Here is a 14689-nt window from a genome sequence, read left to right as displayed (position 1 = left end):
TCACCCGCGGGCTCACCGGGAACGGTCTCGCCAGGGTCCTCACCCGGTCGGCGGCGGTCGCCGTCGCGGTCGCCGTGCCGTTCTACCTGGAGGGCTTCTGGCTCCAGGCGGGGCTGTTCGCGATGTCGGCGGCCGTCGGGGCGATCGGCCTCAACCTGCTGACCGGCGCGACCGGCCAGCTTTCCATGGGCCACGCGTTCTTCCTGGCGGTCGGCGCCTACTGCTACGTCCATCTCTCCGCCGAGCCGGAGGACGGCCTGGGCGGGCTAGGCGGGCTGGGCCTGCCCACCCCGCTGGCGGCGGTGCTGGCGGTGCTCGCCGCGGGCGTCGCGGGCGGGGTGTTCAGCCCCATCGCCGGCCGCCTGAAGGGCGCCTACCTCGGCATCGCCACGCTCGCCCTGATCTTCCTCGGCCAGCACGTCCTGTTCAACGCCACCCCCGTGACGGGCGGCTACAACGGCCGCCCGGTGCCGCCCATGGAACTGTTCGGTTTCGTCTTCGCCGACTCCCCGGCCCTCGTCGTCGCCCGGGTGCCGTTCGGGGCGCTGGAGCGGCTGTGGTTCCTCGGGCTGGCCGTACTGGTCTGCGCGGCCGTCTTCGCCCGGGGGGTGCTGGCCGGGCGGCCGGGCCGGGCCATGAACACCATCCGCGACCACGAGATCGCGGCCGGGGTGATGGGCGTGCCGGTGGCCCGCTACCGCGCGGGCGTGTTCGTGCTGTCGTCGATGTACGGCGGGCTGGCCGGGGTGCTGCTCGCCCTGGCCTTCCAGCGGACGGTGCCGGAGTACTTCGGCATCCTGCTCTCCCTCGACTACCTCGCCATGATCGTCATCGGCGGACTCGGGTCGGTCGCGGGGGCGGTGGCCGGCGCCGTCTTCGTCTCGATGCTGCCCCAGTTGCTGACCCGATACGGCGATTCCCTGCCGCTGGTCGCCGAGCCCGGTTCCGGTGGGATCTCCCCCGCCGAGGCCGCCCGGATCCTGTACGGCGCCGCGGTCGTCGCGGTCGTGCTGTTCCTGCCGGGCGGACTGCTGGGCCTGGCGGGCCGGCTGCGCCCCCGCTTGGCCCGCCGCACCTCCCCGGCCCGCCGCACCTCCCCCGTTCGCCGTACCTCCCCGGCAGGCCCGGCGGACCCGGACCCGGACCGCCGGGCCGTACCCGCCGCGGAGACCGGGCGGGCCGGGAAGCCGGAGAAGTCCGGCAAGACCTCGTTGAATCCGTCCCCCGATGACTAGGAGCCGACGTTGCCCTCCACCCTCCCCTCAGCTCCCCCGCCGGGCCGCGCGGGCACGCCCGCGGCCCCGGCCCGGCGGATCGCGGCGCTCGCCGTCCTCGTCCTGGCCCTCGCACCCGCGGTCGCCTCGTGCGCGAGCGGGAAGGCCACCGGCGGCGGTCCGGCCGTCGGCGGCGACGGGGTGAAGACAGGTCCCGGCGTCACGGCGGACACGATCACGGTCGGCGTCATGACCGACCTGACCGGCCCCTACGCCTCCTTCGGCAAGAGCCTGACCCAGGCACAGCAGCTGTACTTCGAGCAGGTCAACGCGGCGGGCGGGGTGTGCGGCCGGAAGATCCAGGCCATGGTGCGCGACCACGGCTACGACGTGCAGAAGGCCGTGACCGCCTACACCGAGATCGCCCCGAGGTCGGTGGCGATCGCCCACTTCATCGGCTCTCCCATGGTCGTGGCCCTCAAACAGCGCATCGAGGCCGACCAGATGTTCACCGTCCCGATGGCCTGGGCCACCGGGCTGCTGGGGAGCAGGCCCATCCAGGTGACCGCCACCACCTACGACATCGACATGATCAACGGGGTGGACTTCCTGGTCAGGAAGAAGGGGATCAAGAAGGGGGACAGGATCGGCCACCTGTACTTCGAGGGGGACTACGGCGAGAGCGCGCTGAACGGCTCCAGGTACGCCGCGGAGAAACTCGGCCTGGAGATCGTCGAACAGAAGATCAAGGCGACCGACCAGGACATGAGCGCCCAGGTCGCCGCCTTCAAGGCCGAGGACGTCAAGGCGGTGCTGGTGTCGGTCGGCCCCCGGCAGACCGCCTCCCTCGTGGGCGTCTCGCTGGCCAGGGGCATGGACGTGCCGTTCGTCGGCAGCAACTCCGCCTACTCCCCGCAACTGCTGACCACCCCGGCCGGGCCCGCGCTGCTGAAGGACTTCTACGTCATGACCGGCGGCGCCCCGATCAGCTCCCCGCTGCCCGCGATGAAGAGGCTCGCCGCCGACTACCGGGCCAGATATCCGGAGCAGGCCATCGACAGCGGCGTGGCCACCGGTTACTCCGCCGCCGCGATGGTCGGCGACGCGCTGCGGGAGGCGTGCGCGGCCAAGGACCTGAGCCGCGCCGGCGTCGTGGCCGCGCACCGCACCCGGTCCTCCTGGGGCGGCGAGTACGGCGTGCCGATGGACTTCACGGTGTTCGACCGGCCCGCCTCCCGCGCGTCGTTCGTCACCAGGCCGGACAGGGACGCGATCGGCGGCGCCGTGGTGTTCGAGGAGGCGGCGGTGTCGGACCTGGCGAAGGAGTACCGGGTACCGGTCGGCTGACCGTTCACACGAAGCGGGTCACCGGCCGGACGGCCTGGCGAAGCGAGGACCGGCCGCCCGGTCGGGTGGGAATCGTCGGGTGGCGGCCGGCCGGACGGCCCGCGTCCCCGCATCGGGGATGCGGGCCGCACCTCCCGGCGGTAGCGTGTGAAATACCACAAGCCTTCGCCCCGGGGATCCGATGACCGACAAGCTGAACACCGGCAGCCATGACCTGCCGGTCTCCGACGCACTCGCCGAGTTCATGACGACCGGCTGGGCCGACAGCCGCCGCGACGACGTGGCGGCGCTGCCGGTGGCCGCCTACACGGCCAAGCGGCGCGCCGCGCTCGCGGCGCGGTTCCCCGGCGAGCGCCTCGTCATCCCGTCCGGCACGCTCAAGGTCCGCAGCAACGACAGCGACTACCGGTTCCGCCCGCACAGCGCGTTCACCTACCTCACCGGCGACCAGGAGCCCGACGACGTCCTGGTGATCGACCCGTCCGGGGAGGCGACGCTGTTCCTGCGCCCCCGCTCGCCGCGCTCGGCCCCCGGGACGGCCGGGCAGGAGTTCTACCGCGACCGCCGCTACGGGGAGTTCTGGGTGGGCCGCCGCCCCGACCTCGCCGAGGCCGAGGCGCTCTACCTCCTCGACTGCGCGCCGATCGACCGCCTGGACGACGCGCTCGGCGGCCCGGCGCGGGTGCTGCGCGGGGTGGACGCCTCGGTGGACGCCCGGGTCGCCCCGCACGACGGGGACGCGGAGCTGGAGGCGTTCCTTTCGGAGATGCGGCTGATCAAGGACGAGTGGGAGGTCGCCGAGCTGCAGTTCTCGGTGGACGCGACCGTGCGCGGCTTCGAGGACGTCGTCCGGGCGCTGCCCGCGGCGCTGGCCCACCGGCGCGGCGAGCGCTACCTGGAGGGGGTCTTCGGCCTGCGGGCCCGCCTGGAGGGCAACGCGGTCGGTTACGAGAGCATCGTCGCCTCCGGCGCCCACGCGTGCGTGCTGCACTGGATCCGCAACGACGGCCGGCTGAACCCCGACGACCTGCTGCTGCTCGACGCGGGCGTGGAGACCGACGGCCTCTACACCGCCGACGTCACCCGGACCATGCCGATCTCCGGACGGTTCAGCCCGGTCCAGCGGCAGGTCTACGAGCTGGTCTACGAGGCTCAGAGCGCGGCGATCGACGCGCTGCGGCCCGGGGCGCGGTTCCGCGACTTCCACCGGACGGCCATGCGGGTCATCGCCGAGGGGCTGCGCGACTGGGGCGTGCTGAAGATCAGCGCGGACGAGGCCATGGAGACCGGCAGCGGCCTGTACCGCCGCTACACGCTGTGCAGCAGCGGCCACATGCTCGGCATGGACGTCCACGACTGCGCCAGGGCCCGCGCGGAGGTCTATCTGGACGGCGTGCTGGAGGAGGGTCAGGTGCTCACCGTCGAGCCCGGCCTCTACCTGCAGCCGGACGACCTGACGCTGCCGCCGGAGCTGCGGGGCATCGGCGTGCGGATCGAGGACGACCTCGTCATCACCGCCGACGGCGCCCGCCTGATGTCGGCCGGACTGCCCCGTCACCCCGACGAGGTCGAGGGCTGGATGGCCGCACTCTCCGCCTGACCGCCCGCCGTACGACGATCTCCGTACGGCGGGCCCAGGCGGCGTCCGTACGGCGCACCCGGGCGGCGGCGTCCGTACGGCGTGCCCTGACCGGCGGCGTGCCCAGGCATCGGCGTCCGGGCGGCGTGCCCAGAGGGCGGCGTCCGGGCGATGAGGAACCATGATTGCCCGGCCGAGGCGCACAAAACGTACCAAATTAGGACGGTACGTGACGTGCCGGGCACGCTCCGCCAGGGAAGACTTGCCGTGGAGGGCCGCCGTACGGGGGCCCGGAGGCGATACGGCGAGCCCCGCCGCCCGCCGGTCGCCGCACCGCCGCGATCGGGAGCAGGGCCGCCGTGATCAGGAGCAGCAGTTGAGCCAGGCGCCTCGGCAGCCGGGCGAGGGGGCTGCTCCCCGGGGGGCGGGCCCGGACCGCGGCGGGACCCCCGACCACGGCGGGGCTCCCGACCACGGCGAAGCTCCCGACCACGGCGAAGCTCCCGACCACGGCGAAGCCCCCGGCCGCAGCGGAGCTCCCGGCCACGGCGAAGCTCCCGGTCACGGCGAAGCTCCCGGCGGCGACCTGGCCTTCGGCGACGGGGGACCCCCCACCCAGCCGAGCCCTGAGGCCAGGCCCGGCGGTACGGACCCGGGACACCCGGCCGCCCGTCACGCGACCGCGGCCCGAGCGGGTCCGCACCGGTCGGGCGCCGACCCGGACCGGATGGAACCGGACATCGGTCCGGTCCGGATGGAGCCGGACCGGGCGAGCCCCGATCCGGGCCGGGCGGACGCGGGCACGGCGGTTCCGCACCGGGCGGACGCGGGTCCGGCGGTTCCGGGTGGGACGGCCGCGGCCCGGGTGGGCAGGGGTCCGGTGGCCTCGGGCCGGGTGACCGCCGGCCGGGCCGGTGTCATCGCGGCGGCGGCCGTGGCGGGGATGCTCGCGGCCACCGTGACGGCCGCGCTCCAGTGGAGGACCGCCGACCGGCTCCGGCAGGAGGACTCCGAGCGCGCGGCGGTGGCGGCGCGGGCGCGCGAGTTCGCCGTGGCGCTGCAGACCTACGACTACGCGGACCTGCGGGCCTGCCGCGACCGGGTCCGCGCCGTGTCCAGCGAGCGGTTCGAGAGGACCTACGACGAGGTCTTCGCGAGGCTCAGGGACGCGATCATCTCGCTGCGGGCGCGCTCGGCCGCCTCGGTGCGGGACGTCTACGTCTCCGGGGTCACCCCGGAACGGGCGAGGGCGGTCACCGTGGTGGACTCCACGGTGACCAGCACCGCGGGCACCCGGCGGCTCCTGGGCACCTACATGCGGCTCGACCTGGTCAGGGCGGGCGGGCGCTGGGAGGTCGACGGCACGACGGTCATGGGCGCGGCCGACGAGCTGGTCACCGACCCCCAGGGCCGGATCGTGACGCCGTCCCCCGGCCCTTCCGGGAACGCCCCGGGGGACGACTCCGCGGACGACTCCGGAGAGGACGAGTAGGACCCGGGTCCCGCCTCAGGAGTCACGGCCCGCCACCCGGTGGTGGCCGCGGGACGGCCTGCCCGGGGTGGGGTCGAGGAAGACGTGCGAGATCGACGGGAAGCGCTCCCGGAGCCGCTCCTCCACCCGGTCGGCGGCCCGCTCCAGGGCGGCCCCCGTGGTCTCGTCGAGGAAGTCGACGCGGGCGGCGACCATCACCTCGCCCGGCCCGAGCATCATGGTCAGCAGCTCCACCACGTTCTCGATCTCGGGCTGGGCGAGCATCTCCCGCTCGATCTCCTTCCTGATCCGCTCGGGCGCGGCCTGGCCCATCAGCAGGGAGGCGTTGGCGTAGATGAGGTGGGCGGCGACGCCCAGCAGCAGCAGGCCGATGGCCACCGAGGCGATGCCGTCCCACACGGGGTCGCCGGTCATCTCGTAGGCCAGCAGGCCGCAGGCGGCGATCACCAGGCCCGCCAGCGCGGCGGCGTCCTCGAAGAGCACGGCCTTGACAGCGGTGTCGGAGGTCCGGGCGACGTAGCGCTGCGGGGTGACCCTGACCCGGGCGGCCTCCGAGCGCACCTGCGACAGCGCCTTGAAGAAGGAGACCGACTCGATCACGAACGAGATCACGAGGACGGCGTAGGAGACCCGCAGGTCGGCGAGTTCCTCGCCGTTGATGATCTCCTGCACGCCGTGGGTGATCGAGAAGCCGGCGCCGCCGATGAGGGTGGCGAAGGCCGCCATCAGCGCCCAGAAGAACCCCGCCATGCCGTGCCCGAACGGATGGCGGACGTCCGGAGGACTGCCGGCCCGGCGGACCGCGACGAACAGCAGCGCCTCGGTGACCGTGTCGGCGGCGGAGTGCGCGGCCTCGGACATCATCGCCGCCGAGGAGCTCATCAGGCCGGCGACCAGCTTGGCGATGGCGATCGCGAGGTTGGCGAGACCGGCCACGACGACGGTGCCGAGGCTCTCCGAGCCGGGCTTCTCCTGGCCGTCCTTGTCCGCTTCGGGATCGTTCACTGGAATCTCCGCTGTCTGGCCACTGTACGCCCGGTGTCTCGTTCCTCCCAGCCGGAGGGCGAAACCTCGCAGGCCGGGGGTGGAACCGCCGGGAATAGTTGAAACTTCACCCATGTTGCGGAGAAAAAAGGGACACAAGCCGCTTAGGAGTACATATGTCACTCACCCTCTCCCCCGAAGCACAGGCCCTCCTCTTCCGCGACGCCCGTACGGCGAACACCTTCAGCGACGAGCCGGTCACCGAGGAGCAGGTGCGGGCGATCTACGACCTGGTGAAGTACGCCCCGACCGCCATGAACGGCCAGCCCCTCCGCATCGTCCTGGTGCGCTCCGCCGAGGCCCGGGATCGCCTGGTGTCCCTGATGGCCCCCGGCAACCAGGCGAAGACCGCCGCCGCCCCGCTGGTCGCCATCCTCGCCGCCGACCTGGACTTCCACGAGGAGCTGCCGAAGGTCTTCCCGCACGCGACGGGCGCCAGGGAGCGGTTCGCGGCCGACGAGGCGAGCCGTGCCCGCACCGCCACGTTCAACGCGGCCCTGCAGGTCGGCTACTTCATCCTCGGGGTCCGCGCCGCGGGCCTGGCCGCCGGGCCGATGGCCGGCTACGACGCCGACGGCATCGACAAGGAGTTCCTCGACGACGCCCACACCGTCATGGCGGTGGTCAACATCGGCAGGCCCGGGGAGAACGCCTGGTTCGACCGCCTTCCCCGCCTCCCCTACGACGAGGTCGTCACCACCGTCTGAGAACCGCCCGCCCGCGAGCCGCCCGCCTGCGGACCGCCCGCCCGTGAACCGCCCGCCTGCGGACCGCCCGCCCGTGAACCGCCCGCCCGTGAACCGCCCGGAGGATGGAACCGTACGGAAGACGGGACCGTACGGAAGACGGGACCGTACGGAAGACGGGACCCCGTACGGAAGACGCCCGCCCCGCCGGTGTGGCGCGTTCCCGGCCCGGGGAAAGGGCGTTCCACCGTTTTCCGGTAAGTTCTGATCCATGGACGGGGAGCGGAACCGACACGGCGGGCGCGGGCACGGCGGGCGCCTCGCCCGGGCCGTCCCGTGTGGCGGGGAGAGAAGGTGAGCGACCGGTGAACGACGAGGAGACCCGCTGGCTCAGCTCCATGGAGCAGCGCGCCTGGCGCGCCTACCTCGACGCCTACCGGCTCCTGGAGCACCGCCTCGATCGCGAGCTGCAGTCCTTCGGGCTGTCCATCAACGACTACCAGATCCTGGTCAACCTGTCGGAGAGCCCCGAGCACCGGATGCGCATGAGCGACCTCGCGAGCGCGACGATCCAGTCCCGCAGCCGCCTCTCCCACCAGATCTCCCGGATGGAGGCGGCCGGGCTGGTCACCCGGGAGAACTGCGCCGACGACCGGCGCGGCACCTTCGCCGTGCTGACCGAGCACGGCTGGGCCACCATCCAGAAGGTCGCCCCGCACCACGTGGCCAGCGTTCGGCGGCACTTCATCGACCTGCTCACCGACGACCAGCTGCACGCGCTGGAGTCCGCCTACGCCCCGGTGGTCGAGCACCTCAAGAGCCTGCGGACGGCGAGCGGAGGCTGACGGGCCCCGGTGCCCTCCCGGGACCGGTCCTTCCGGGGCGGGTGTCGGTGAGACCGCTGTCACCGGGTACACGCGATCGCGTCAGCCCGATTCAGGCATTCATCACGCGACAGGGATGATCAGCGGCGTCGACGGCCTGGGTCCTGGTCAGCGGGCGCAGCGGCGACGGCTTCGGTGCCGGGCCGGGCTGGACCGGGCTGGACGTGAACACCCAAGGTGCGCGGGTTCCGGTGGCCGGACAGGGCCATGAGCACGGAGGCCGGCCGGCCGTCCTCGGCGTTGAGGATGCTTTCCCGCCGGGTCGCCTCGATGTCCGCGCCGGAAATCGGCGTGAAGAAAACCTGCCGAGCGGCGAACACTGGGCGACAGTCGCCTTCGGAAGGACGCCATGGCTGCACCACCTGACGCCAACGATGTGATGGAAGACGTCACCGTGGTCGAGCGGTCGCTGGACGATCCCGAGCTTTTCTCCCTCCTGTACGACCGGTACTTCACGGAGATCTACCGTTATCTGGCCGCCCGGCTCGGCGGCGAGCAGGCCGAGGACCTGGTCGCGGACTCCTTCCTGCTCGCGTTCGACGGCAGACGCGACTTCGACCCGCGGCGGGGCTCCGTACGGTCATGGTTGTTCGGCATCGCCACGAACATCGTGGCCCGGCACCGCCGCAGGGAGGGGCGCCGCCTGAACGCGCTCAGCAAGATCGCGGCTGAGGACTCCTCCGACGGGCACGAGGACCGGGTGACCTCGCAGCTCGCGGCGCAGGCCAGCAGGCCGGAGCTCGTACGGGGGCTGAAAGGCCTGGCGAAGGGCGATCGCGACGTGGTGTTCCTGTTCGTGTTCGGCCGGCTGGGCTACGAGGAGATCGCCACGGCCCTGGGCATACCGGTGGGGACCGTCGGGTCCCGGATCAACAGGGCGCGCAAGAAGCTGCGCAAGGCCCTGGGCGACGTCAACCCGATCGGGGAGTGGTGATGGACGAACTGAAGCTGATCGAGGCCGCGTTCGCGGAGCCCGATCCCACGCCGGAGGCGGCGGCGAAGGGGCGTGACCGCCTCCTCCGTCTGACCCGCGAGGCGCAGGCGTCACGGTCGGGCCGTCCACGCCGCAGGTGGTCCGCCGCGCTGCCGATCCGGCGCGTCGCCCTGGTCGGCGCCATGGCGCTGGTGCTCACCGGCGGCATCATCGTCACCCAGGTGAGTCTGGGCGGCTCCGACCCGCGTACCCCCGGGTACCTGATCGCAGCCCCTCCGGCCGACGCCAAGGCGCTGCTCACTCTGGCCGCGCGGGCCGCCGCCGGCCAACGCGACATAGTGCCGTCCCGCGGCCAGTACGTCCACACCAGGACGCTGGCCCAGCACAGTCTGTACACCAAGGACAGGCTGGGCACGACGCAGTACACCAGGGTGATGGTCGACGAGGAGCGCTGGGAGGCCGCCGACCTGGGCAAGCCCTGGCTGAGCCGCAGCCGGAACCTGTCGGGCACGGGACCGGCGCCCCGGAAGTACTGGGACCGCGGTGTCGAGGACATCGTGTCCGAGCCGGGGGCGTGTCCCGGCCGGCCGGCCTACGCGCGGCTGGGCGCCTGGCCGACGGACCCCGCCCAGGTACGCGCGAAGATCGTGGCCGACACGGGCGAGGAGCCGCTGCGCGTCTGGCACTCCCTCCAGAGCCTGGTCCGCGAGTCCGTGGTACGGCCCAGCCTGGGCGCCGCGCTGTACCGGGTCGCGGCTGGACTGGACGGCATCATGCTCGTCCACGACGCCGTGGACGCCGCCGGCCGCCCCGGCCTGGCCGTCGCCATGGACGAGGGCGACGGCACCCGGTCCGAGCTGATCTTCGATCGGACGACCTACCGCTACCTGGGCGAGCGCACGGTGAACACGAGGGACCGCGAGGTGAGGACGCCTTCCGGCGGTGAGTACACCGAGATGAAGGGCGTGGCGACCGGCACCGCGGTGCTCGCCGTCGATCTCGCCCCCGGCTTGCCCGAGGTGTCGCCGAAGGCGTCCCGCATGAAGATCCCCTGCTGAGACTTTTCCCCATCTGATCCGGCCGTTCCGGCCGTGAGTTCTGTTTCGCATGCCTTCGGATCGATCCGGCATGCCCTCAAGGAAGAAGGAGTACCTGCATGTTCATCGCCAAGGCGGTCGCGGTCACCCTGCTCGCCGGCTCGTTCGGCGGCCTCACCTCGCCGCCGTCGGGGGACGCCGCCGCGTACGAGAGGCAGACGCGGCTGGAGGCCGAGCGCGTCGCCTGCATGACGGAGCGGGGCCTGGACTACGTGGCCTCCCCGGAGCCCCGGCACGAGTGGCAGCCCGGGGAGCGGGAGCGGCTCGCGGGTGACCTGGAGGCACTGCGGGCGTACCGGGCCAAGTACGGCTTCGGCGTCTGGTCCCCGAACGTCCATCCGAAGGACAGGGTCGTCAACCCCGTCCAGCACGAGAACCCGAACGACAAGACGCTGATGGCGCTCTCGGCCGGCGAGCTGAAGAAGTGGCGCGCCGCCGACGAGTCCTGCTTCTCCCAGGCGGTCAAGGAGGTGCTGGGCAAGTCCGTCACCTCCCAGGAGGACTACTACGACCGGCTCGAAGCGGCGGTGCGGAAGTCGTTGAGCGTCCTCGACCAGGACAAGGACCTCGTGCGGCTGGGTGAGCGGTTCGCCACGTGTCTGGGGGTCGGCGAGACCAGGCCGACCGCGCTGGACGGCCTGAGCCACACGAAGATCCTGCGGCAGGCTTCGGACGTCGCCAGGAAGACGTGGAAGGGTGAGCTGCCCGAGGCGCCCAAGGGCAGGACCGTCGTCTTCCGGCCGAACCTGAAGCCCGCGCAGGCCAGGCCGTACCTGGACAAGGAGATCAAGACGGCGCTGAAGGACCTGGAGTGCGGCAAGGACTTCTACCCCGCCTACTCTCCCAAGGCCATGGAGATCACGTCGCGGGTCTACCAGGAGTTCGGCCGGGAGGGCGCGGCCCAGGCGGTCCCGTCCCGGATCCACCGCAAGCTCGTCTGACGCGGCGCTCCGGGGTGCCGTTCGTGGCGCGCGAGCGGCACCCCCGCGACATCCGGCCGTCGCCCCGCCACCGACCGGCGATGGCCGCCTTCCCGCCGCGGGGTCGAGAACCGATGTCGACTCTCCGCACACCGACCATGAGAGAGCAGATGAGATCAATCCACGGAACCTTCGCCATGATCGTGGCGGTATCTGTGATCGCAGGCGGCACCACGAGCGCCGCGCAGGCGGCCGAGCCGGCGGCTCCCGTGACCGGGATGTCGGGCTCGGTGACGCTGCTGACCGGTGACCGGGTGACCGTCACGGCGAACGGTCACCGGATCGAGCCTGGGCCGGGCAGAAAAGAACGATTCGACGTTCAGCGCCGTCAGGGTCATCTTCACGTCATTCCGGAGGACGCCAAACGGCTGCTGGCCCAGGGCCTGCTGGATGAGCGCCTGTTCGACGTCACGCAGCTGCTCGCCTGGCGGTACGGCGACGCCTACAAGGCGCAGATACCGCTGATCGTCCAGGCCGCCGAGGGGAAGGCGGCACAGGCGCTCAGCGGAGCACCGAAGGTCAGGGAACTGGCCGGGATGGGACTGGCCACCACGAGCGTCTCCAAGGCGACGGCGGGCCAGACCTGGCAGAGCCTGGTCGGCGGCGCCCGATCACTGGCCGCGGGCAGGTCGAAGATCTGGCTGGACGGGAAGCGGCCCATCACCCTTGACCGGAGTGCCAAGCAGATCGGGGCCCCGCAGGCGTGGCAACAGGGGCTGACCGGAGCCGGTGTCACAGTCGCCGTGCTCGACTCCGGTTACGACGCCACCCATCCCGATCTCAAGGACGTGGTCACGCGGTCGCGGAACTTCTCCGACGAACCCGACGTCACCGATGGCATCGGCCACGGCACCCATGTCGCCTCCATCGTGGCCGGAGCCGGAGAGAGGTATCGGGGCGTCGCGCCGGGCGCGAAGATCGCGCTTGGCAAGGTCGGCGGAGAGTACGCCAGCGAATCGGCCATATTGGCGGGCATGGAATGGGCCACCGCCGAGGTCGAAGCGAAGATCATCAACATGAGCATCGGCGGTCCGGACACACCCGGCATCGATCCGCTGGAGCACGCCGTCAACACCCTGTCAGCGCGTACGGGAGCGCTGTTCGTCATCGCGGCGGGCAACGACGGGGCACCCGGCTCGGTCAGCAGCCCGGGCAGCGCCGATGCGGCACTCACGGTCGGCGCGGTCGACGGGTCCGACCGGATGGCCGAATTCTCCAGCCGCGGCCCCCGGCTGGGCGATCACGCGATCAAGCCCGAGGTGACCGCTCCCGGCGTCGGCATCATGGCGGCGGCCGCGCAGGGCACGGCGGACGGCCCGTACGTCGCCCACAGCGGCACCTCCATGGCGGCACCGCACGTCGCGGGCGCGGCGGCGATCCTCGCCCAGCGGCACCCGGACTGGAACGGCGAGCAGCTCAAGGCCGCGCTCATCGGCAGCGCCGCGCCACAGGCCGGCGCCACGCACTTCGACCAGGGCGCCGGGCGCGTCGACGTGGTCCGGGCGATCGGGCAGCAGGTGTACGCCGGTCCCGCGAACGTCGGCACGGTCTTCCGCTGGAACGGATCCGGCGAGCGGCAGGCGACCAGGGAGATCACCTACACCAACGCCGGCGACTCTCCGGTCACGCTGGACCTCACCGTGGACGGCGACGTGCTGAGCACCTCGGCACAGCGGGTCGAGGTGCCCGCCAAGGGCACGGCGTCGGTCACCGTGACGATCGACGCGACCGGCAGGCAGCCCGGTGACCACCCGGGCACCATCACGGCCCGATCGGGTGACCTTCTCGTCCGTACCGTCGCCACCGCGTACGTGGAGCCGGAAGCCTACGACGTGAGTATCAGCGCACTGGGCACCGACGGCCGGCCCGTCGACGCGGTCGGGGAGTTCTACAACGGCAAGGGCGAGAGTCTCCGGATGGTCCTTCGCGGCGCACCGGACACCTACCGGCTCCCCGCCGGCGAGTGGAGCCTGTACGTGGACATCTACGAAGGCACGCGCATCACGACCACGCACCTGCCGGTGAAGGTCGGCGAACAGGGCACGGAGATCGTCCTGGACACGCGCCGGGCCAAACCGATCAGGTTCACCCTGGACGAGCCCACGGCTGTCATCAGCGGGTGGACCGAGATGTGGGTGATCAACGGTTCGTGGTACCTCGGCTGGGCCGGAGGAAGGCCCGACCCCAGCGCGGTGTACTTCCTGCTCGGCTCCAAGCAGCCCGGACTGAAGTACGTCACCAGGATGCACTTCCACAAGAAGGGCGCCTCTCCCACCCCCGTCCGCTACGACCTGGTGGACGAACGACGCGACGGCATCCCCGAGGACCCCACGTACGCGGCGAGGGTGAAGGACCTCGACAAGGTGACCACGACCTTCCGAGGCGCCGGAACGGCCGCGAAGGGCGCCTACTTCGTGGCGACCGCCATCGAAGGCGTCTCTGACGGATTCCTGACCCCCACGAACGATGTGCCGCTGCCGGGCGAGCTGACGGAATACCGTACGCGAGGGCGCAGGTGGTCCAGCGCGCTGCGCGTCGGCGAATCCGTGGTCACGGGGGCCACGGGACCCATCGGCGACGGCGATCGGCAGACGTGGGGCGTCGCGGTGAGCGGCCCGTCCTTCGCCACCCTGGGCGCCTGGCGGGAGGGGAACACCGTGGCGTTCGACGGCGCCCGGCTGTTCTCCGAGGGCGTGCCCGGCCGGGTCGGCACGGACGGCGCGGCCACCGGCACCGTCAGCCTCGCCAGGGGTCGTCAGGTCGTCTCCACGATCGACTACACCAGGTGCGGGCCGTGGGAGGTCGACTCCTGCCGGTTGACCGCCGACCTTCCCGCGGAGCCCGCCACGTACACGCTCAGGGCGACGGCCGGCCGGCAGGTGCCGCACTCCACGCTGTCCACGAAGGTGGAAGCGACGTGGACGTTCCGCTCGGCGAGCACCGTCGAGCCGGAAGCGCTCGCCCTGGCGGCGGTCCGCTTCGCCCCGGAGGGGCTGGACGAGTACAACCGCGCCAGGCCCGGATCGTCAACCCGGCTGCCGATCCGGATCGAACGCAATCCCGGCGCTCCGGCGGCGGCCGTGAAGTCCATCCGCCTGCAGATGTCCGTCGATGACGGAGCGACCTGGCGCGACATCCGGGTCAGAGCCAAGGGCTCGGGCTGGACGGCGCGGCTGACCAACCCGCGCACGGCGGGCTTCGTGTCCCTGCGCGCCACGTCGGCCGACACCGCGGGCAACACCGTCAGCCAGACCGTCCACCGCGCCTACGCGGTCGGATAGCCCTCCCCGCAGGGCGGTTCCTCCAAAGGCGTGAGCCTCGTTCGCCGCGGAGGAGCCGCCCTGCTTCGCAGGCATCCGACTCCAGGACCGCGGCGCCGGTCCGCCGGGAGCGCTCCCGCCCGCGCCGGGCCGTCCGCGCGGGAACCGGGGA

The 14689-nt window shown here is 72.2% G+C and carries 12 protein-coding genes; 10 read left to right on the top strand and 2 right to left on the bottom strand.

Annotated elements, in window-relative coordinates:
• The first annotated feature begins 74 nt into the window (after positions 1-74).
• The 4 genes from ACQP10_RS13030 to ACQP10_RS13015 all read left to right on the top strand — a co-directional run bounded on the left by ACQP10_RS13030 (position 75) and on the right by ACQP10_RS13015 (position 5632).
• Positions 75-1235 (top strand): branched-chain amino acid ABC transporter permease, encoded by a 1161-nt coding sequence (locus tag ACQP10_RS13030; protein WP_433541898.1) that lies wholly within the window; start codon positions 75-77, stop codon positions 1233-1235.
• A gap of 9 nt (positions 1236-1244) precedes the next feature.
• On the top strand, positions 1245-2561 hold the full coding sequence (locus ACQP10_RS13025; protein ID WP_433541434.1) for an ABC transporter substrate-binding protein: 1317 nt from the start codon (positions 1245-1247) through the stop codon (positions 2559-2561).
• A gap of 181 nt (positions 2562-2742) precedes the next feature.
• Positions 2743-4161: an aminopeptidase P family protein gene (locus ACQP10_RS13020; protein ID WP_346020220.1), complete on the top strand. Its 1419-nt coding sequence runs from the start codon at positions 2743-2745 to the stop codon at positions 4159-4161.
• A gap of 706 nt (positions 4162-4867) precedes the next feature.
• Positions 4868-5632 (top strand): hypothetical protein, encoded by a 765-nt coding sequence (locus tag ACQP10_RS13015; protein WP_433541433.1) that lies wholly within the window; start codon positions 4868-4870, stop codon positions 5630-5632.
• A gap of 15 nt (positions 5633-5647) precedes the next feature.
• Here the strand turns inward: ACQP10_RS13015 and ACQP10_RS13010 are convergent, their stop codons facing one another.
• Entirely contained in the window at positions 5648-6637 is a 990-nt protein-coding gene (locus tag ACQP10_RS13010; protein WP_433541432.1) for a cation diffusion facilitator family transporter, read from the bottom strand.
• A gap of 155 nt (positions 6638-6792) precedes the next feature.
• Here ACQP10_RS13010 and ACQP10_RS13005 point away from each other — a divergent pair, with 155 nt between their 5' ends.
• A complete protein-coding gene (locus ACQP10_RS13005) occupies positions 6793-7383 on the top strand; it encodes a malonic semialdehyde reductase (protein WP_433541431.1) in 591 nt (196 codons plus the stop codon).
• Positions 7384-7727: 344 nt separating this feature from the next.
• Positions 7728-8207, top strand: a complete 480-nt coding sequence (locus tag ACQP10_RS13000) for a MarR family winged helix-turn-helix transcriptional regulator (protein ID WP_312872956.1) — start codon at positions 7728-7730, stop codon at positions 8205-8207.
• A 119-nt stretch (positions 8208-8326) separates the two neighbouring features.
• On the opposite strand, the gene ACQP10_RS12995 is transcribed toward ACQP10_RS13000, so the two are convergent.
• Positions 8327-8566, bottom strand: coding sequence for a hypothetical protein (locus ACQP10_RS12995; protein ID WP_433541430.1), 240 nt, complete (start codon positions 8564-8566; stop codon positions 8327-8329).
• 29 nt (positions 8567-8595) lie between these two features.
• Between ACQP10_RS12995 and ACQP10_RS12990 the strand changes: the two genes are divergently transcribed.
• From ACQP10_RS12990 to ACQP10_RS12975, 4 genes are all read left to right on the top strand, one after another.
• Positions 8596-9180, top strand: a complete 585-nt coding sequence (locus ACQP10_RS12990; RefSeq protein ID WP_433541429.1) for an RNA polymerase sigma factor — start codon at positions 8596-8598, stop codon at positions 9178-9180.
• The gene (locus ACQP10_RS12985) at positions 9180-10238 is read left to right on the top strand and encodes a CU044_5270 family protein (RefSeq protein WP_433541428.1); all 1059 of its coding nucleotides are present in this window, start codon (positions 9180-9182) and stop codon (positions 10236-10238) included. The genes ACQP10_RS12990 and ACQP10_RS12985 overlap by 1 nt, the downstream gene beginning before the upstream one ends.
• Before the next feature lie 98 nt (positions 10239-10336).
• A complete protein-coding gene (locus ACQP10_RS12980) occupies positions 10337-11218 on the top strand; it encodes a hypothetical protein (RefSeq protein ID WP_433541427.1) in 882 nt (293 codons plus the stop codon).
• 149 nt (positions 11219-11367) lie between these two features.
• Positions 11368-14538, top strand: a complete 3171-nt coding sequence (locus ACQP10_RS12975; RefSeq protein WP_433541426.1) for a S8 family serine peptidase — start codon at positions 11368-11370, stop codon at positions 14536-14538.
• The last annotated feature ends 151 nt before the right edge of the window (positions 14539-14689 follow it).

Origin of the sequence: Streptosporangium sandarakinum, assembly GCF_050942225.1 — a bacterium.
GTDB classification, from domain to species: domain Bacteria; phylum Actinomycetota; class Actinomycetes; order Streptosporangiales; family Streptosporangiaceae; genus Streptosporangium; species Streptosporangium nondiastaticum.
This window is presented reverse-complemented; position numbering and strand designations above follow the sequence as displayed.

What these genes read in the sequence shown, in the direction of transcription:
- ACQP10_RS12975 (WP_433541426.1), top strand. Translation starts at nt 11,368, where the DNA reads ATGAGATCAATCCACGGAACCTTCGCCATGATCGTGGCGGTATCTGTG.
- ACQP10_RS13005 (WP_433541431.1), top strand. Translation starts at nt 6,793, where the DNA reads ATGTCACTCACCCTCTCCCCCGAAGCACAGGCCCTCCTCTTCCGCGAC.
- ACQP10_RS12980 (WP_433541427.1), top strand. Translation starts at nt 10,337, where the DNA reads ATGTTCATCGCCAAGGCGGTCGCGGTCACCCTGCTCGCCGGCTCGTTC.
- ACQP10_RS12990 (WP_433541429.1), top strand. Translation starts at nt 8,596, where the DNA reads ATGGCTGCACCACCTGACGCCAACGATGTGATGGAAGACGTCACCGTG.
- ACQP10_RS13020 (WP_346020220.1), top strand. Translation starts at nt 2,743, where the DNA reads ATGACCGACAAGCTGAACACCGGCAGCCATGACCTGCCGGTCTCCGAC.
- ACQP10_RS12985 (WP_433541428.1), top strand. Translation starts at nt 9,180, where the DNA reads ATGGACGAACTGAAGCTGATCGAGGCCGCGTTCGCGGAGCCCGATCCC.
- ACQP10_RS13015 (WP_433541433.1), top strand. Translation starts at nt 4,868, where the DNA reads ATGGAACCGGACATCGGTCCGGTCCGGATGGAGCCGGACCGGGCGAGC.